Source organism: Nostoc sp. DedQUE07 (genome assembly GCF_034530975.2).
In the GTDB taxonomy this organism is placed as follows: Bacteria; Cyanobacteriota; Cyanobacteriia; order Cyanobacteriales; family Nostocaceae; genus Nostoc.
On record NZ_JAVRCC020000091.1, the window covers coordinates 1 to 19,376 of the forward strand.

Annotated in this window: 18 protein-coding genes and 2 pseudogenes; 8 read left to right on the forward strand and 12 right to left on the reverse strand. The window is 40.9% G+C overall.

The genetic code is table 11. The features are described 5' to 3' along the window. Positions 1–630 precede the first annotated feature (630 nt). The 7 genes and pseudogenes from RMZ95_RS33155 to RMZ95_RS33185 all read left to right on the forward strand — a co-directional run bounded on the left by RMZ95_RS33155 (position 631) and on the right by RMZ95_RS33185 (position 6,181). Complete coding sequence (locus RMZ95_RS33155; RefSeq protein ID WP_322671137.1) at positions 631–918, forward strand: Mo-dependent nitrogenase C-terminal domain-containing protein; 288 nt, start codon at positions 631–633, stop codon at positions 916–918. A gap of 169 nt (positions 919–1,087) precedes the next feature. Next, a pseudogene (locus tag RMZ95_RS33160) lies at positions 1,088–1,758 on the forward strand (response regulator transcription factor). Between the two features lie 193 nt (positions 1,759–1,951). Then, a complete protein-coding gene (arsM, locus tag RMZ95_RS33165; protein WP_322683512.1) occupies positions 1,952–2,920 on the forward strand; it encodes an arsenosugar biosynthesis arsenite methyltransferase ArsM in 969 nt (322 codons plus the stop codon). Between the two features lie 172 nt (positions 2,921–3,092). Then, a complete protein-coding gene (locus RMZ95_RS33170) occupies positions 3,093–4,058 on the forward strand; it encodes an inorganic phosphate transporter (RefSeq protein ID WP_322683513.1) in 966 nt (321 codons plus the stop codon). 43 nt (positions 4,059–4,101) lie between these two features. After that, positions 4,102–5,109, forward strand: coding sequence for an arsenosugar biosynthesis radical SAM (seleno)protein ArsS (gene arsS, locus RMZ95_RS33175; RefSeq protein WP_322683514.1), 1,008 nt, complete (start codon positions 4,102–4,104; stop codon positions 5,107–5,109). Further along, complete coding sequence (locus tag RMZ95_RS33180) at positions 5,109–5,879, forward strand: SDR family NAD(P)-dependent oxidoreductase (protein ID WP_322683515.1); 771 nt, start codon at positions 5,109–5,111, stop codon at positions 5,877–5,879. Before arsS ends, RMZ95_RS33180 begins: the two co-directional genes overlap by 1 nt. 62 nt (positions 5,880–5,941) lie before the next feature. Beyond that, the gene (locus RMZ95_RS33185; protein WP_322683516.1) at positions 5,942–6,181 is read left to right on the forward strand and encodes a hypothetical protein; all 240 of its coding nucleotides are present in this window, start codon (positions 5,942–5,944) and stop codon (positions 6,179–6,181) included. A 1,186-nt stretch (positions 6,182–7,367) separates the two neighbouring features. On the opposite strand, the gene RMZ95_RS33190 is transcribed toward RMZ95_RS33185, so the two are convergent. Then, positions 7,368–8,288, reverse strand: coding sequence for an alpha/beta hydrolase (locus RMZ95_RS33190; protein WP_322683517.1), 921 nt, complete (start codon positions 8,286–8,288; stop codon positions 7,368–7,370). Positions 8,289–8,458: 170 nt separating this feature from the next. Between RMZ95_RS33190 and RMZ95_RS33195 the strand changes: the two genes are divergently transcribed. Continuing rightward, a complete protein-coding gene (locus RMZ95_RS33195; RefSeq protein WP_322683523.1) occupies positions 8,459–9,082 on the forward strand; it encodes a Uma2 family endonuclease in 624 nt (207 codons plus the stop codon). Here the strand turns inward: RMZ95_RS33195 and RMZ95_RS33200 are convergent. The 11 genes and pseudogenes from RMZ95_RS33200 to RMZ95_RS33250 form a co-directional block, all read right to left on the reverse strand. Then, positions 9,077–11,758, reverse strand: a complete 2,682-nt coding sequence (locus RMZ95_RS33200) for a U32 family peptidase (protein ID WP_322683518.1) — start codon at positions 11,756–11,758, stop codon at positions 9,077–9,079. The two genes, RMZ95_RS33195 and RMZ95_RS33200, sit on opposite strands and share 6 nt — an antisense overlap. An 87-nt stretch (positions 11,759–11,845) precedes the next feature. Beyond that, entirely contained in the window at positions 11,846–12,277 is a 432-nt protein-coding gene (locus RMZ95_RS33205; RefSeq protein WP_322671128.1) for an HNH endonuclease signature motif containing protein, read from the reverse strand. 5 nt (positions 12,278–12,282) lie between these two features. Next, on the reverse strand, positions 12,283–12,645 hold the full coding sequence (locus RMZ95_RS33210) for a hypothetical protein (RefSeq protein WP_322683519.1): 363 nt from the start codon (positions 12,643–12,645) through the stop codon (positions 12,283–12,285). 179 nt (positions 12,646–12,824) lie between these two features. Continuing rightward, positions 12,825–13,445 carry a hypothetical protein gene (locus tag RMZ95_RS33215; RefSeq protein ID WP_322683520.1) on the reverse strand — a complete coding sequence of 207 codons (621 nt, stop codon included), beginning with the start codon at positions 13,443–13,445 and terminating at the stop codon, positions 12,825–12,827. Positions 13,446–13,451: 6 nt separating this feature from the next. Next, positions 13,452–13,607: pseudogene (locus tag RMZ95_RS33220) on the reverse strand (AbrB family transcriptional regulator); the annotation flags it as partial. A gap of 44 nt (positions 13,608–13,651) precedes the next feature. Then, positions 13,652–14,566: a nucleotidyl transferase AbiEii/AbiGii toxin family protein gene (locus RMZ95_RS33225; protein WP_322683521.1), complete on the reverse strand. Its 915-nt coding sequence runs from the start codon at positions 14,564–14,566 to the stop codon at positions 13,652–13,654. A 162-nt stretch (positions 14,567–14,728) separates the two neighbouring features. Next, entirely contained in the window at positions 14,729–16,132 is a 1,404-nt protein-coding gene (locus tag RMZ95_RS33230; RefSeq protein ID WP_322672299.1) for a ferredoxin:protochlorophyllide reductase (ATP-dependent) subunit N, read from the reverse strand. A gap of 200 nt (positions 16,133–16,332) precedes the next feature. Next, entirely contained in the window at positions 16,333–17,127 is a 795-nt protein-coding gene (locus RMZ95_RS33235) for a DUF5331 domain-containing protein (protein ID WP_322672298.1), read from the reverse strand. Positions 17,128–17,159: 32 nt separating this feature from the next. Then, complete coding sequence (bchL, locus tag RMZ95_RS33240) at positions 17,160–18,026, reverse strand: ferredoxin:protochlorophyllide reductase (ATP-dependent) iron-sulfur ATP-binding protein (protein ID WP_292774821.1); 867 nt, start codon at positions 18,024–18,026, stop codon at positions 17,160–17,162. Between the two features lie 686 nt (positions 18,027–18,712). After that, positions 18,713–18,967 (reverse strand): TIGR02450 family Trp-rich protein, encoded by a 255-nt coding sequence (locus tag RMZ95_RS33245; RefSeq protein ID WP_322672297.1) that lies wholly within the window; start codon positions 18,965–18,967, stop codon positions 18,713–18,715. An 83-nt stretch (positions 18,968–19,050) separates the two neighbouring features. Further along, complete coding sequence (locus RMZ95_RS33250; RefSeq protein WP_409884439.1) at positions 19,051–19,356, reverse strand: hypothetical protein; 306 nt, start codon at positions 19,354–19,356, stop codon at positions 19,051–19,053. Between the last annotated feature and the right edge of the window lie 20 nt (positions 19,357–19,376).

The window sequence follows — 19,376 nt, forward strand, 5'->3', positions numbered from 1 at the left end:
GAAGGAATAAAGCTGTACTGAGTTTTTTTCACGCAATCAAATATGAGTCCTATAGAAACATAAAGTACTATCAGTAACCTGAAAAATTCTGCATCGTTCAGGGATTGAGCCGAAATGTTTGTCAAATAGTTGCAATTTGCTGAAAAGCCTTGTCTTATCTGCCTTTTTGCCCTGAAAATGAGCTTCTTTACTAGAGAAAGGTTACGGGGTTCAGTTTTGGATGGGTTTTTCAATATGAAGTGAAAAGTCAGAACAAATTATCGCGAACTGTAGTACTTGAATGTGTAGTTAACACTAATCTTTCTACCTCTGTAGAAAACCAAAGAAAAAATAATAAGGGACATCCAAAAATTCAATTACTCAATTTTTGCATCCAATAGGAGCAGGGGGGACGAGGGGACGAGGCAGACAAGGGGACGAGGGGGACGAGGGGGACAAGGGGACAAGGTAGACAAGGTAGCAATATCTCTACTTTGTCTCTCCCCGGACAAGAGTCTTCCCAAAGCGATTGATTATTTTTTTATTTGGAAGTCCCTAAGTGCATAAAACTACAAAACCTAACTGTATTTATTTATAGAGGTTCAAATACAAAAAACTCAATTTAGTTTGAAATTATCAAGGTAAAAAATTATGACAAGCTTTATTCAAGTTCACTCACACAACGATCTACTGCACCCAGTCCGCGAGTGGTTGGAAACGATAGAAATTCATAACTCTAAATTGGCTCATTTTCTATGCAAAGCTATTCCTGCTCAATGTCCCTTTGAGCGAGACATCATGCTGCTTGGCCGGAAGCTATTTCATATTCCACCTATGTGTAAATTAAATCCTCTATACGAGGAAGTGGTTGGTTTGCGTTTTAGAGCGCTCTGTTATCTCGCCGATGAATGTGGTGAAGATATCACAGCTTATTGCTGATCGCCAGTTGGATTGTTCTTCGATCGAGCAGCGATCGGTAATTGCAGATTTACGGTTGTTACTTACTCAGGTTTATACTAAGCTAACGTACACCTAATTAGATGTTTGGCTATTAAGTAGCTAACACTATTGTTGCTTCCCGTATCCTGCTGAAATTATTAAGATCATCATGACGCACATCTTACTGATTGAAGATGAGGTCAAACTGGCACGATTTATCGAATTGGAATTGAATTATGAAGGCTATCAAGTCAGTATTGCCTACGATGGATTAACTGCACTCACCGCAGCCAGAGAGTTGCATCTGGATTTAGTAATTTTAGACTGGATGTTGCCTGGTTTGTCGGGGTGGGAAATTTGCAGCCGCCTGCGGAATATCGCCCAGAAAGTGCCGATAATTTTATTAACCGTCAAAGATGAAGTAAGCGATCGCATTGCAGGTTTAGACGCTGGTGCTGATGATTACCTCGTTAAACCCTTCAGCGTTGATGAATTATTAGCCAGAGTCAGCACTTGCCTACGAAGAAGCAAGTAGAGTACGCAGATGTTTTAGAATTTGAAGACCTAAGTTTAAATCGTCGCACGCGACAAGTGTACTGAGATCGGCGGTTAATTGAGTTAACTGCTAAGGAATTTGATTTACTAGAATATTTGCTGGCCCATCCGCGACAGATAATTAGCTGCGATCGCATTTTAGAGGAAGTCTGGGGTTATGACTTCATGGGCGATGCCAACATCATTGAACCTTACATTAACTACTTGCGCCTGAAACTTGAAGCCAATAATGAAAAATGTCTCATTCAAACTGCGATCGGTGTTGGCTACACATTGCATGATTGAATTGGAGAGAGACAAGCGAAAGACTTTTCAATAATTCTTCCTTATTCCCTCAGTGCCTATTCCCTAAAAGCAAAAGGCTCAATTATAGCAAACTTTGGCGTTTTTGGCAATCTCTACAAAAACTCATCCAACTTAGAGTTAATTATATTAGGATGCACAAAGCTATCATCCAAAATCCAAAACTCAAAGTGGCATGACCTATCTAGAAACAGCAGCGCAGTTCTATGACGAAGTTGCCCAAACCCCGCAAGTTGGACTTTGTTGTGTACAAAGTACGCCTCTGCAACTACCAGGATTGAAAATTTCTTTGCCAATGCAGGAAATGAATTATGGTTGTGGCACCACTGTTCACCCCACTGAACTAGGAAACCAACCTACTGTGCTGTACGTCGGTGTTGGTGGCGGTTTAGAAGCGTTGCAATTCGCTTATTTTTCCCGTTATGCAAGTGCTGTAATTGCCGTTGAACCGGTTGGGGCTATGCGGGAAGCAGCTGTACGTAATTTGGAAATTGCTGCTCGAGAAAACCCCTGGTTCAACACCAGCTTTGTCGAAATCCGCGAAGGTGATGCTTTTAACTTACCTGTTGCTGATGCTAGCGTCGATATCGTGGCACAAAATTGTCTTTTCAATATCTTTGAACCAGAAGATTTAACTCGTGCTTTAAAAGAAGCATATCGGGTGTTAAAACCAGGTGGACGCTTGCAGATGAGCGATCCAATTGCGACTCGTCCCATCCCAGCACATCTTCAAAAAGATGAGCGGCTGAGAGCCATGTGTTTATCAGGCGCACTCACATATCAAGAGTATACTGAAAAAATTATAAATGCTGGTTTTGGTCAAGTTGAAATTCGTGCCCGTCGTCCTTATCGCCTACTAGATTCCCAGACTTATAATTTAGAAGAAAACCTACTTTTAGAAAGTCTGGATTCAGTCTCATTTAAAGTTGTCATTCCAGAAGATGGTGCTTGCATTTTCACTGGGAAAACAGCAATTTATGTTGGTTCTGAACTTTTCTTTGACGATTTGGCAGGTCATATACTTCAGCTAGGTATTCCGGCTGCGGTGTGTGATAAAACGGCTGCTAACCTTGCTGTTAGTAACCCAACAGAAATAATTGTTACCAATTCAACCTGGCACTATAGCGGTGGTGGCTGCTGTTAATTTATTTAAGAAAGAATTCAGATGTCAGGAGCCAGAATGGGCTAAACCTTAGCTATCTGCTAACAGAATGGTTCTGTGCAACTGGGTGATGAATGCACAATTTCAATATTTTCACTAATTACATTCTGAATTCTAGATTCTGAATTCTGACTTCTTTTTTAGAAACTCCAAAATGTTGTTAATAAGTCTGTTTTTAGCTACGCTTTTTTTAGCATATTCAAATGGAGCAAATGATAATTTTAAAGGTGTAGCGACGCTGTTTGGTAGCCGAACTAGCAGCTATCAAACAGCAATTTTATGGGCAACTTTCACAACTTTTGCTGGTGCAATAACTGCGACTTTTTTGGCAGGAGCGTTAATTAAAAACTTCTCTGGAAAAGGACTATTACCTGATGCGATCGCTAATTCTCCAGAGTTTCATCTTGCAGTCGCGATCGCCACTGGATTGACTGTAATCATTGCTAGCCTCATCGGGTTTCCCATTTCCACAACTCACAGTTTAACAGGTGCGCTGGTTGGCGCTGGATTAGTTGCGATCGGACTACAAGTTAATTTTGCAGCTTTAGGAACTTCCTTTATTTTGCCTTTATTACTCAGTCCGATCGTTGCTATTCCCTTGTCCACAGGAATTTACAGCTTATCGGGCTATATTAATTCAAAATGGCATCTACCAGTCAACCAAAAAATGATTGATGCTTGTCATTTTTTAAGCGCTGGAATTGTCAGTTTTGCTAGAGGATTCAATGCTACTCCTAAGATTGTTTCACTCCTTCTAATTATTGAGTATTTCTCGATTCAGGGAGGAGCGATCTTGATAGCGATCGCAATGGCACTTGGCGGTTTACTCAACTCCCAAAAAGTTGCAATAACCATGAGTGAAAAGATTACTTCAATGAATCATACTCAAGGCTTATCAGCAAATATAGTAACTGGTATTCTGGTCATTGCAGCTACTTGGTTTGGGCTTCCAGTGTCTACCACTCAAGTTTCAGTTGGTTCTATTTTTGGTGTTGGATTAATTAACAAAAAATCTAAATCTAATACTCGTGTTTTTTATCAAATTTTCCTATCGTGGATTTTAACTTTACCAACTGCTGCAATTATTAGTGCAATAACCTATAGATTATTGCAAGGTTAGAAAAATTGAAAATTTTTGTGCAATTTTTTAGGAGTAGTAACTAATGCAAACTCAAGCAAAAATTATACTAGATACAGCAGTCACAGCCTTTAAAAATAAACTCAGTTCACCTTTGACAAAAAAAGGAATCACTGTTTTACAAATTAATCTAGGTAAGCGTTGTAATCTTGCTTGTACACACTGTCATGTAGAAGCCGGGCCAAAACGTACAGAAGAACTTTCTCCTGAAATTTGCGAACAATTGATTTCACTAATCCATAAATTTCCTGAGATTAAAATTGTGGATTTGACTGGTGGCGCACCTGAAATGAATTATGGATTTAAGCCACTGGTAGAAGCAGCAAAAGCAACTGGTAAACAAGTTATTGTCCGGTCTAATTTGGCGATTTATTTTGAAGATGGATTTGGTGATTTACCAGAATACTTTGCCCAACATCAAGTAAGAATTGTGGCTTCTCTACCCTGTTACCTAGCAGATAATGTTGATAAAATGCGAGGTACTGGTGTTTTTGATAGTTCAGTCAAAGCTTTGCAGTGGCTTAACCAAATTGGCTATGGTAAAGACCAAAATTTAATTTTGGACTTGGTTTTTAATCCCCAGTTACCCACCGATGAAAAATTTTCTTTAGCTCCCGAACAGAGCAATCTAGAACGAGATTACAAAATGTTCTTACAAGAACATTTTAATATTGTGTTTAACAACCTCTTTACCTTTACCAATTTACCAGTTGGTAGAACAAAAATGCATTTAGAACGAAGAAAACTGTACGCTAGCTATTTGCAGTTTTTAGAGTCGCATTTTAATCCCAGCACAGTTGAACATTTAATGTGTCGCGATGAACTTTCAATTGACTATCTGGGCAATGTATATGATTGTGACTTTAACCAAATGATGAATTTGCCTGCAAAAACTCGTAATGGTGAAACTTTGACAGTTGGCAAATTGTTAGAAGCTGGCAATTTAGACTTAATTAATGAGGTACAAACTGCTGCTTATTGCTATGGTTGTACTGCTGGGTGTGGTTCGAGTTGTGGTGGTGCTTTGCTCTAATGTCTTTTATCGATGAAATTAATCCTGTCAATGCTTTGATTGTGGGAGCCAGCCAAGGTATTGGTTTAGGTTTTGTGAAAAAATTGCTACCCGATCGCACAATAGCTAAAATTTATGCAACTTCTCGTCAACCGAAATCGGCCTCAGAGTTAATAGCTCTTGCAAACGAATATCCTGAGCGATTAATTTGTTTGGAGATGGATATTACTGATGAGTTACAGATTATTGAAGCTGTTCAAAAAATACATAATCAAGTTAATAAACTGCATTTGGTAGTCAACTGTGTAGGACTATTACATGAAGATACTTTGCAACCTGAAAAAAACTTAAAACAGATCAATTCAGAAAATTTGCTGCGCTACTTTCAGATAAATAGTATTGGTGCTGTCTTAATGGCTAAACATTTATTGCCTCTGTTTCGTCATGGAGAACGCAGCGTGTTCGCCACTATTTCTGCGAAATTGGGCAGTATTGGCGATAATCAACTTGGTGGATGGTATGGCTATCGGGCTTCTAAAGCAGCACTCAATATGTTGATGCGAACTGCGGCAATTGAGTATAAAAGAAGTTGTCCGAAAGCATTAATAATAACATTACATCCTGGTACAACTGATACCCGCCTTTCTCGTCCTTTCCAAAGAAATGTCCCTGCGGAAAAATTATTTTCAGTAGAACGTACTGTTACCCAATTATTGGCTGTCATCGAACAGCTTCAAGACGGCGATAGTGGACAGTTTTTCTCATGGGATGGGAGCAGATTGCCTTGGTAACTGCGTTACGCTGATGCTAATGAAACCTACGTTATTTGTAACCTCAGCCTATGAAGTTTTTTGTGCCAGCAGCCAAAGATGATATCAAAGCAGAGCAGGTGTATAGTGCTCTTGCTCAGTCTCTTAAAGCACCAATAACCGAAAAGCGTATTTGGAAGTTACAGTGGCGCGATCGCGAAATTGATATGGAATGCGAGGTAGGGAAAGCTTTACCATCCTCTTACCAAAGTGGGAAAGAGCTAGTTTTGGCAATCTTTGAGTGTGAAAACCTTTATAAGATTTGTACTCTTACCCGTGGATGAGTAAAGGGAGAACCTATTTTGGTTGAAAAAAACTCTCAGTCCTCAGCAATATATTTTTCGGATAATGTACATAATTGACTCTGCATTTGAAGGTGCGATCGCCTTTTTCTTAAAATTAAGGCTCCTATTTGATTTTTGAACAACTAAACTGCTTAGAAGCTTGTTATACAAAAATTTGCTTATCAGTATAATTAGCAATATTCAAGTAGGATTCCTATAGGATAAAAACATTAAACTAATTACCCTAAAAAATACATGAATGAAGATTTAAAAAAGAAGATAATTAAAGACTTAGAAAAATCTGGTTTTGGAGCAGAAATGCTTGTTATAAAGACATTTCATTCACTTTGATGGCAAGCAGAAGCAGGCCAAGGCTATTTTGACAAAGATGAAAATAAAAGTAGAGAAATTGATATTTATGCTTACTATTCAGCACATTTAGAAGTTAACAATAAGTTCTGTGTTTCAAATTTCTTCCATATATGTGCTGAAGTTAAAAAATCAGAACAGCCTTGGGTTGTTTTTCGTACTTATCCGGATCGGTATTTTCAATCTTGTGCTTGGAATAATCTAATTGATTGTATTAATCTTCCTACTGATGGATTCAACCTTGTTGAATATATTACAAAGCATTCTTTATTAACTATTAAGGGCTGGGAAGGCTCAGGAATACACCAGGCCTTTAAAGATCCTAATACTCCTTCTCGCTGGTATCCAGCATTTATAACGGCATGTAAAGCTTGTGAAGACTATTATGAACGCAATAAATCGGATGGCAATAAAACGACTTCTAATATCTTAGAAGAACCAACTGAGTGGAATTTTTTTCAACCTCTTGTTATTTTAGATGGCATACTAGTTACGGCTGAACTAACTGATTCTGGAGAGATACATATTGAAGAAGTAGACTCCGCTCCTTTCCGATTTGAATACAAGACAAAAAACTATATAAGAGGAAATTACAGAGTTGATTTAGTTACAATATCAGGTCTTAAAAACTATATTAAAACCATTATGCATCGTCAAAATAATATAAACATTGGTATCAGAAATTATGCTCCTTATGCATTTAAAAAATAATCACGATGCAAGAATTCTATCATCAAGAAATCGAGAGGCGATGTCTACGACGGGCTACGCTTACGCATTAGTTGATAATACAGTGATCGAGCCTCAGTACTGAAAGCTAAGAACTGGGAAACTCTAACTCAGCGCTTCCTCGTGCTAACTGCGTCACCTCAGATGGTAGATGTTGCTCTAACCAATCTTCCAAATCAGCCATTACCTCTTGATAATTGAGGTCACGCTGAATTTCGTGATAGGCTTCTGGATACTCAATTCTCAGCTTATCTGTATACTTTACCCGTTGATAAAAGATGTCGCTTCCCACAGGTAAAGCCACTCGGTCTGCACCACCGTGGAGAATCAACAATGGTAATTGCCAATCACCTGCGTGAGCATTAATCCAATCAACTGTTGCAAAAAATTCTGTAGCTAGACGGGCAGTACCAAGGGTATGTCGCATTGTATCCTGAGCGATCGCGGCTACAACCTGCGGATCTCGTGAAGCAGTACTGATGTCAATACCTGTATTCAGTGTAAAACGCGGCCACACCCGTGAAAGCATTTTTCCTAAAAGTACCCGAATCGGTGAAACTCCAACTTTCCCCAAGGTTGGCGCAAGAGCGATCGCACCCTGCAATAATGATGCTTGTTGGGGATAGCGCAGAATGTAATCTAAGACAATCACCGCGCCTAAACTGTGACCCAAGAGAAAAACTGGATATCCAGGATTTTGAGTCTGAATTAATTGTAAAAAGGCTCCCAAGTCTTCACGAAACTCGCTCCAAGCGTTGATATAGCCTTGCTGACCCGGTGAGCGTCCATGACCGCGCAAATCTAAGGCGTAGATAGCGTATTGCTTGGGTATCAAATGCTCAATTACATTACTGTAGCGATCGCTGTGCGCTCCAAGTCCATGCACAATGGCTAATATTGCCCGGACTTTACCCTCTGGATGCCAGCTTTGGTAATACAGTTCAAGTCCTCCAACACCTGTAAATCTGCCTTCTTTACGAGAAGCTAGGCGATCGCTATGGTCAATCATACGGTTAATTTTTTACGTATTCTCCCAACAAGCTACTAAAAAGTCAACATTTATAGTAATTACAGTTAATTGAGTTACCCTCATCTATTTAAAGTATCTTGAAAATAATTCCCCAACTTCTAACCGTGGGTTGGTTAATGATCTCTAAACCAGAGTCAGGAGTAAGTGTGATGTTTCAAGCCTTACCAAAAACGATCGCTTTTGAAGAATTCCTCAATTGGAAGCCAGACAGCGGATGTTATGAACTACACGATGGGGTAATTGTTGAAATGCAGCCAGTAGGAGATCATGAAGAGATTAATGGTTTTTTAGCGGGTGAAATCACTTTAGAGTTCAAACGATTAAAACTTCCATACCTCATACCCAAGCAAGCGCTGGTTAAGGTTCCTGACAAAGAATCAGGTTATTCGCCTGATGTGATAGCGATCAATCAAAAGAATCTTTCAGCAGAACCGATGTGGAAAAAGTCTTCAACGGTTACTCAAGCTGCGTCGGTTCCACTAGTTATTGAAGTCGTCAGTACTAATTGGAGGGATGACTATGCATCCAAGCTGGTTGACTACGAAACTTTTGGTGTTCCTGAATACTGGATTGTTGATTATTTAGCTTTGGGCGGTAGAAGGTATATAGGTAATCCCAAACAACCGACTATTTCGGTTTATTATTTGGTGGATGGTGAGTATCAAGTTAACCTGTTTCGGGGTAATGACCGGATTGTATCGCCCACTTTCCCAGAATTGAATTTGACCGCCGAACAGATTTTTCAAGCTGGGCGTTCAGAAAATCAATTATGAGCGCAGTGCTGATACTCCCATAGGGCCACGAGTCACACCCAGCTGATTTTGTAACTTCAACTCGCGCCAGAGTTGGGAACCTGTAATCTCACCTTGCAATAATTGACTATAAAAATGTATTGTTTTACTCACTTGTTCTGGTGTTTCATTCACAAATTCGATGCGAAACTGACGTAATCCCAGTTCTATGAGGCGCTGTACGTACTCGGCCCCCGTTTGAGCAGTGCCGTTAAATACAGTATTTCGGCAACCTACATCTGCTTTAATAACGTGTTCGCTACCTACACGGTCTTTTAATTTCACTTCCTGTTTTTCACAAGGTCGTCCACAGTTAGTATAGTCTGTACCCGTTGAGAGAAAGGCGCAAAAAACACAATGCTCCATGTGAAACATCGGTATATGCTGATGGATTGTTACCTCAAACCACTGGGGTGGACAACTAGTGAGCAGGTCTTGTAGTTGGGTAATATTCAGGTCATAAGATGCCGTCAGCCGTTCTAAACCAAAGTGTTGCTGAAAGTAGTCTGCTGTTAAGGGATTAGCAACGTTGAGCGAAAAATCTCCGATACAACGGTCTGCTGCAAAGAATTGCAATTGGTCATAATTTCGTATCAGATAGCCATCCGCTTCCGAGGCGCGTACTTGCTGCAAAATCCAATTTTCTCCCGGTTTGGTAATTCGGGGTGGTGCAACCCAAATTGTGGGGAGTTGGGAATTAGGAGTTAGGAGTGCTGAGTTATCAGTTAAAAGTGAAGAATTTTCTGCTTTGTTTTTTTGCTGTTGCTGGCGCACTATTTGCACCGCTTCTTGGTAGGCACGGGGGTCTTCAAATTCACAATACAGTGTTTCAATACCAGCTTTGAGGGCGGCTTGGAGTTGCTTGAGATTTCGTACTAGGACGATGAGTGAAGGAAATGTAGCTTTAGCTTCCCGCAGGGTGGGAGATGAGGGGAGTAAGTTTTGGAAAGAGACATCAGAAGCTAATTGCCAGCGTTTGGGTTGACTTCGCAATTCTTCCAACTGTGCTACGATTTCCCGCCGCATCCGGTTCAACTCACTTACGGGTAGCATAATAGCGCCGCTGAGGTGGTTGGTTAGTGTTCCTAAACAGAAAGGGGTGTTACCGAGACGACCGAATTGTTCTTTTAAACGGTCTGTATCTAGTGGTTTGGTGTGCGCTTCAACTAGAGAGGTTGCAGATTCTACCTGTACAATATTACCGAGTTTATCGCGGGCGATCGCAATCAACGCCTGACCAACTTCTCCATAAACCTCTACATCAATCGGACGTTGAAATTGAGGATTCTCGCCAGCAAAACTCTGCCGCAATTGCTTATCGAGTTCTGGATCGCTGGTTTTCCAAATGCGATCGCCTATATGCACTCGGCGCAGGTTCAAGTCATTTCGCCCAAATGTCAGCATGGTTTCTTTACCTTTGGATACCACAGCATAAACCCGGCCGCCTTCTTCCTTCGCCTCTGGATGACCGCAGTCAAACACAATTCCATCTCCCGGTTTTACAGGCGCTTCCAGTTTGACTGTTACCTGTTCGTTGTGAATGCGGCTGACTTCACCTAAATAAACCCCACGTTTTTTGCCAAAGCGGGCGTGAACTAATTCCTGATTATTAATCCCGCCAAACCAGCCCGTGTAGAGTCCGCGAGAAAATGCCATTTCTAGGTTGTAATGTTCTTGGTCTGATTGACCTCTCTCCCAGTCTCTCTCTGTTGGCGTAAGCCTGCCGTTAGGCATAGCAAAGATGGGAGCTTTTATTCCCCCTTCCCTAGTAGGGAAGGGGGTTAGGGGGTTAGGTCTTTCCAATTCTGTCATTACACTATCCAAAGCTTGCCGATAAACACGGGTGACATTAGCAACATACTCTGGAGCTTTTAGACGACCTTCAATTTTGAGACAGGTTACTCCTGATTTCACTAAATCTGGCAGAACATCTAATCCTGCTAGGTCTTGAGGACTGAGTAAATATTTGCGCTCTTTTAAATTTACAACTTTACCATCGGCGATTAAATCGTAGGGCATCCGACAAGCTTGGGCACATTCACCTCGGTTAGCAGAACGTCCACCTAAAGCCTCGCTAGTCAAACACTGACCGGAATACGCTACGCACAAAGCACCGTGAACAAAAACTTCCAAGGGCAGCGAAGTTTCTTGTTGGGCAATCTGCTGCTGAATTTTATTGATTTCTTTGAGAGAACATTCACGCGCCAGCACCACCAATTGACAGCCAAGAGATTTGGCAAATTCCACCCCAGCCGCACTGGTGATGGTCATTTGCGTGGAAGCATGGATGGGAAAATCGGGCGAAAGTTGACGGATGAGACGGCATATACCAATATCTTGAACGATCGCTGCATCCACACCAGCTGCAATAATTGTGCGGAGATATTGCTGTGCTTCTGCTAGTTCTTTGGGAAATATGAGTGTGTTGACAGTGACATAACCCTTTACGCCCCGACGGTGCAGGAATGTCATCAATTGGGGTAAGTCCGCCTCAGTAAAATTTTCTGCCCGCATTCTGGCGTTAAACCGATCCAAACCGAAGTAAATTGCATCTGCCCCATTTTCCACAGCAGCTTTAGCACACTCCCAATTACCTGCTGGCGCAAGTAGTTCAGGACGTTGAAGGGAAAGTTGCAAAGGGGAGATATCGCTTTTCATTAGATTTAGGGAGGTTTAACTAGCACCATAGTGATTTTATCGAAGTTATTGGGGGATGGAGCGATCGCTCTTTCATCTGCGGTTCATTCAATCTTCTGGAGGATGCCAACCCGCAAGTACCCAATAACTATGAACTTCTAGTGCATCTGCATCATCACTCAAATGTAGAACTGCAACAGTTGCTCTACCAGTCGGCGTTTTGCCAACAATACGTACACCATCTTCACTCCAGCCAAAATGCTCAAACCAGACTTGAGTACGAGGGTTAAATAGCTTTACCGTTTCGCTCGTCTCTGGATCAAACCCTGTAGTTTTATCACTTTTGTAGCGATTACATAGGGGACAAGCTAACCACAAGTTTGATTCATCATTGCTACCATTTTTAGATATGGGAATAATATGTTCGATTTTCAAACGTGCCATTACTAAACGCTGAGGACTCAAACAATAACCACATCGGTTTCTAGCAGCACTGCGGACACGACGTTCTATTTCTACAGAAATGTAAAAGCGGGCCATTGCTGTTAATTTAGGGCGGGTTTCAAACCGCGTTCAACAGCTACTTTTAAAGCTCTTGCTTTACTTACTAAGCCATGTCGATAGACCTGCAGAAGTTCATCTAGTTGACGAACTTCTGCATCTTTCAACTGTCCCTCTCGATGACGCGCTTGCAAGTCACTGAAAACCTCTTGCTGCTCAGTTTCCATCTGCATATCGCACATAGCCAAAATCCGATCGTCCGGTAGAGACTCCAGAGGTAGTTCGGTAATGGCGCGGTCAATCCATTCTAGTAATACATCTTCAAGTCGCCGATGTGTAAAAGCAGCGATTTCCTTTGCTTTTTGTGCCAGTGTTTCAGGGAGTTGAAGGGTGACAATTTCAGCCATTTTCTACCTGCTTGCTTTTACTTATGATTGTATCTGCGATCGCTCTGCATCTTCTGGTTAAAAAAGAGCGATCGTTTTTCTTTATTAGCGTGGACGGTTCGTTAAAAAGAGCGATCGCCTAAATATAGCAGTAGCTTAAGATTAAATAGTTCAGTATATTATGAATCTCGGTACACTAATTAAACTCGATGATTAGCTGATCCCACTGACTTCATAATGCCATCTTCTAATTGATGAATTGACATCATAATACCATTTGCAGGGTTATCAAGTAGTGAATTCTTGACTTCATCCAAATAGTCGTAAATTGCTACTCGCAAAATTGGTCTATTTACGCTTACCGTGTGGTTGTAATCCCACAAATCCCAGATAATTATACCTATGCCAATAATTGGATCTAAAAGTTCTGCGCCTCTCTTTCCAGCAATCGCACCACCAGTTTTTGCAGCCATTTTTGCACCAGCTTTACCTGCAAATTTAATAGCAAGCGTACTTCCAATCTTTACCGCGCCAGGAAGTGCAGCTTTAACAAATAAGTAACTACCCCCACCTACTAATGCTTTCAATGATAGGTTAGAAGTAACTCCTTCATTATCATTGATTGTAATAGCAATATCATTAAGATAACGCTGCCACTCTCCTTGAGGTACATTGTAATTGCCTTGAATGCTAGAAATATTTTTTTCTAATTGAGAGATATACAGATTTACTGTATCGGTTGTTATTCTTTCAAGTTCAAATTGAGCAATTTTAGGTCTGAGAACACGCTTGGCAAATTCTAGTTGAAAATCCTCAGTCATTTTCTGTCACAATTTCTCTATCCCTTGGCAAATTGCATTATCCATATCCTCCATTTTGGGTTTACCTTGATATTTTAAGCAATCTGCTACATCATCTAATTTAGTTTCTGGAAAAAGTTTCTTAGGCTTTAAAATAATTCCATCACCTATATCAATAATAATAAAATTTTACTCGTTTTGTAGTCATGATTGCATTTTAAATTACTTTAATTCATAGATTCAAATTCAACAAGAAGCCAATTTATTCCATCCATTATTATTGGAAATTTTTCTTCAGGTATATTTAATTCATGAAAACATTTATCTCTATATTTTTCTTTTTTGGTAAAGTTAGTGATGGCTTTAACTAATGGCTTTCTTACTTCGTAGCTTTCTTCGGCTTTAGCAATTGCACGTGCGGGGATTTCGTTATTTACACGCAATATTGCTAAGTCAATCAAATCTCTAGATTGTGTACTCGAATCATTCCATCGGTCAGCATTAGCCATTAGTTTTGATGTAAATCTATCGCTTATACTCAGACAAGGTATTTTTGTCCATTCTGGATAAACAGGAGGGTCTAAAGTAAAAATCCCATTGGCTACAATTTCTATTTTAATAGTTGTTTCATTGACTACAACAAGGAAACGAATACCATATTGATTTATTGTACTGTCGCCTAATTCGATATCTGTTGTACTTTGAAATAATGCCACAATTCCTTCATCGTAAATCAAATTTCTTAAATATCTGTAATTTTCCGCTCCATAAGGGAAGAGGAAATCAATATCTTTACTAAGCCTGTATTCATCATATTCTAAAGCCAAGAGTGTACCACCACCAAAGTATGCATAAGCTTTTTTGAAAACTTCTGGATTGAAAGCATTAAGGATTTTAAGTATATTATTATGATGATCGAGATGAAACATTTCAAAATCCGGTAGTATCCAGGAGTTATATTTTTTTGCTAAATAATGAACAAAATCTTTTTCTTCTTGTTTTAAATTATTGAAGGTAGTTTGATGATGCCAATTGCGTTGATACAATTGAACAATTTCTTTCTCACTCATTTGATATACATTTTTTAGCTGCCAACCAATAGACTCTAGAAATGGTAGCTTTTGTAGATTGAGCTTAAGCATAATTAACTCTAATGGTTGAATTTTCTCCAATTTATGATTTAGCGATATCCACCTGATTGGAACTATTGTTAGACGATTTTCCTTTGCGCCTTTGTGAGACAAAAAAGGCGAACTTTTTGGGTTCGCCTTAATTATATGCTGTTGCTCAATCAAAACCCAAATTTAAATCTTCGCTTCTTCTCTCACCAACTTATCCCAACCCAAATCTTTCAAATTATTATTCCGACGCAACGGACGAGTCACCAACTCTAATATGTCACGCGCATTTGTAAAGCCGTGAATTTGAGCAAAAGTGAACTCCACAGACCACTTAGTATTAATACCGCGTGCTTCCAACGGATTCGCGTGAGCCATACCAGTAATTACCAAATCTGGTTTCAACTCATAAATCCGTTGAAGTTGATTGTAATTATCCGGCTTCTCTACAATCCTTGGCAGAGGTGAATTCATTTCCTGGCAAGTTTTCTCCAGCAATGCCAACTCAGCAGCTTGATAGCGCTTATCCATGTAGGGAATGCCGATTTCGTGAACTGTCATCCCACAACGGATTAAGAATCTTGCTTGGGAGATTTCCAGCAAGTTATCACCCATAAAGAATACAGACTTACCGCGAATCAGTTTTACGTAATCTTCCAAGCCTGCCCAAATTTGTGCTTCCCGTTCATCCAAACCCTTGGGAGTAATACCGAACACCGAGCAGATTTTCTCAATCCAAGCGCGAGTGCCATCGGGGCCAATGGGGAAGGGTGCGCCAATGAGTTTACACTTGCGGCGGCGCATCAACGTAGTAGCTGTGCGGCTGAGGAAGGGGTTGACACCAGCGACATAATACCCTTCTTCCAGTACTGGCAATTCTGTGAAGCGCTTCGCGGGTAGCCAGCCGGAAACTTTGATACCTTGTTTCTTCAGTTCCAAGGTTAACTGAGTAACTACGGGGTCGGGCAGGGAGCCAAAAAGAACTAAGGGTGGATGATCTACGTACTCAGATTCATCTTGGGCGACATCTTCTTTCTTTTTACCGAAGTTGAGCAATTTTGCGATCGCATTGCGTTCACTTTTCTCTGTTTCCGCCACAGGAGCCTTATCAGGGCAACGGTTAGCCATTGCGGCTAATACCGTGTCTTCCCCTTGGGTAAAGGCGTAATCTAGACCATTTGCCCGCGCTACAACGATGGGAATCCCGATTTCAGATTCTAGCTTCGGTGCCAAGCCTTCCAAATCGGTTTTGATAATTTCGGTAGTGCAAGTGCCAATCCAGACAATTACACTAGGATTGCGATCGCGTTTAATTTGCAAGCACAACCGCTTTAACTCTTCATAATCATTCAGCTGTGCCGAAATATCGCCCTCTTCCAACTCTGCCATTGCATAGCGGGGTTCAGCAAAAATCATCACCCCCATCGCGTTTTGCAGGAAGTAGCCACAAGTTTTTGTCCCAATCACCAAAAAGAAGCTATCTTCAATTTTTTGGTATAACCACGCCACACAGCTAATTGGGCAAAAGGTATGGTAATTCCCGGTTTCACATTCAAAGTTTAAAGCTTCTGGTTGTTGAGCGACAGTCATTTTGGTTTTTTCTCCCCTTGATATTTAATGGCAGATCGACCAATTTTAGATTTTAGATTGATAATTTTGGATTGAAGGCTGGGACAACAAAAGTATCCTCTGTCTAACGACAATTTCCCTAATTCCTCATCCAAAACCGTTCGACTGAGCGTAGCCGAAGTCCCAAATCTAAAACTTAAAATTGCGAAGAACGGCAATAATTAAGCGTTGGGGAAGAGGCGGGCAATTTCTGATTCATCAAAAACGCCTGCTGGCAGTTCTTCCCCCAAAAAATCGTTATTTTCTTCAGCCTTTTGTAAAGCTGTTTCATCACCCCAGACATCTGATAACACGTCTTTAAACGCATTCTCATCTAGTGGACTATCTCCAAGCGCCTCGTCTTCGTCTTCATCGAGCTTTACTTCCGTTGCAGCTGTTGTATCGAAGGCAATTTCCCCAAACTCATCTGCTTCTAAACTAGAGCTTTGGAGAGACTCATCTTTTGAGTTGTGTCCGTTGGTTAAGGAAATATCGCCAAAGCCATTTTCCGTTTCTTCCAACTCGCTGATTCCCAGGCTTTCATCCTCAGAATCCACAATTGTGAACTCTTCAACTACCGCCACCGCCACAAAGCCATTGGTATGAGCGTGTGTCAATGTTTCATCTTCAGGCTTTTCATCAATGACAGATGCTGCTTCTTCTACGTATTTTTCTGCATCTGGGTTGACGACGAAGCGATTACCGAGAGCTAAATCTGGGTCAAAATGCAAATCCAGCACTTCAATCAGGGTATCGGCGTCAGGATTGAGTTTGGCAAAGGGCAACATTAACTGCGCTAGTTTTGGCTCTAGGGCGTTAAGAACTCCCAGGATGAGGTAGGAAGGTGGTCGCTTCCCGCCATCAGGGGTGTACACTGATTCCACTTCCATGTGCAGGGTAATCCAGTCTCGATTATTCTGGAAAAATTGCAACCACTTTTGCTTTATTGAATCCGTAAAACTGTGAAAGAAAGCCATATTATTGTCCCCCATCCTGAGAACTTGGTGATTTATACAATCATCAAGTCTAGTTCCTCTTCTGAATTAGGAACCTGGGGTTTACCCGGATTTAGATAAAAATCGGATAACAAAGAGAACAACTCACGATCTGGTGAGTCATTTGGCACAACACCTTCGGGACGTGCCAGAATTTGGTCAGCGATGTTGAGATAGTAGTCGCAAACGTAGTCTAGGGAAGGATCTTGCTCTGCCATTTCAAACAAAGTCTTCCCTTTCACACGGGAAACGCGGATATCTTCGATTAAAGGTAAAACTTCTAGAACTGGCATGGGCACTGCTTCTATATATTTTTCAATCAAGTCGCGCTTGGAGGTGCGATTGCCAATTAACCCAGCTAAACGCAGTGGGTGAGTTCTTGCTTTTTCGCGGACTGAAGCAGCGATCCGATTGGCAGCAAATAAAGCATCAAAGCCGTTGTCTGTAACAATCAGGCAGTAATCTGCATAGTTGAGTGGTGCTGCAAAACCACCACAAACTACGTCACCCAGAACGTCAAAGAGAATTACATCGTACTCATCAAAGGCGTTGAGTTCTTTAAGTAATTTTACGGTTTCACCGACTACGTAGCCGCCACATCCAGCACCCGCAGGTGGGCCGCCAGCTTCTACGCAATCAACGCCGCCGTAGCCTTTATAAATTACATCTTCCGGCCAGACATCTTCGTAGTGATAGTCTTTTTCTTGGAGAGTGTCGATAATTGTCGGAATCAAAAACCCAGTCAGGGTGAAGGTGCTGTCATGTTTTGGGTCGCAACCAATTTGCAGCACTTTCTTGCCACGTTTAGCTAGGGCGACGGATATATTACAGCTAGTTGTGGATTTACCGATACCACCTTTTCCGTAGACTGCTAGTTTCACTGTTGTTTCCCTCTTATAGCTTCTTGTCAAACTTGTGGCTCAAACATTTGCCTTCACCTTTCCTGAGATGGCGATGCGTGAGGTCTGTTGATGTCATTATTGGGCAAATTACTTAGAAAAGAAAGTGGCTCCTAATCTGTAAAACAGTCTTAGACGATGAATTCAAGCTTAATTAAATTTATTTAGGTTTTTATGAATTTTAAAGACCTTAAAAGATTTAAAAATAGACAATAAAAAGTTTTTATTATCTATTTTTATAAAAAGAGTTACAAAAAGCAAAAAACTGAAATCGTTTTTTTTGAATGCTTTTCATAGAATTAGCTAATGTTTTTAGAACCTGTTTTCAAGGCATTGGGGCGCAGGGTTAGGGCAAACAGAGGTATATGCAGCCTGATGCTGGAAATACTACTGCAATTTGCGTTAGCGTAGCTCACCAAAGGTATCGCAGATAATCTGGCAGTTTTCAATCGGTAGAGCAAACCATTTAATTGCTGCTTGAGAGTGAGTTAGTGTGATTTTGTAAAATATTATTAATTTGCAAGATATCGTGTTTCTGGGTTGAGTCCTATGACAGACTTAACCCCCCTTCCCTACTAGTGTTGGGTAGTAAGATTCAAAGCCTCTTTCCTAAAAGAGAGAGCAATGGAAGTGAGGTTAAAATCTTTTGGCTGTGCGGCTTAAGGCAATTAGGACACCTCAGTTTTAATTTCCTGGATTTCCTGCAATGTTTGCCAACCAGCTTGCCACTGGGAGTTATCTTGTAATAATTTGGCATTTATCCAAAAACGGACTTTAGGATCGCAAGCTGCAACCATTTCCGCGTAAACCCACTTCCCCTGATTTTTCCGATTGACAACTTGGAAATGCCGCCAGCCATCAACTTTTTGCTGTGCTGTCCACTTAGAACCAACTAGGTAAGGAAATTTTTGTTTTTTAGTCATTTGTCATTTGTCATTTGTCATTCGTCATTCGTCATTTGTCATTGGGAAAACACTTTCTTTATTCCCCATTCCCCATTCCCAAATTAAGATGTCACCAAATCACCGTTACGGGTAAACTTCTGGCAATCCAACTCATTATCTTGCTGAACGCATAGCGAAAACCATCTGATATGGCTCCAACAGGTGTTGATGTTGTTGGTAATTTTGCGCTTTTTCTTAGAAAGGCGTTGTCTTACGACTTCATTAGGACAAAGAATTTCTAACGTACCCGTACCATCTTCGTCATTGACGATGCGAAATAGACAGTCTTGCAACATCGCACGGCTGCTACTGTCGAAGAACCGCTTAAATCGCTGGGTTGAGTCGATGAGGGATATTATTCCCCGCACCTCTCAGTTAGATCCGTGCG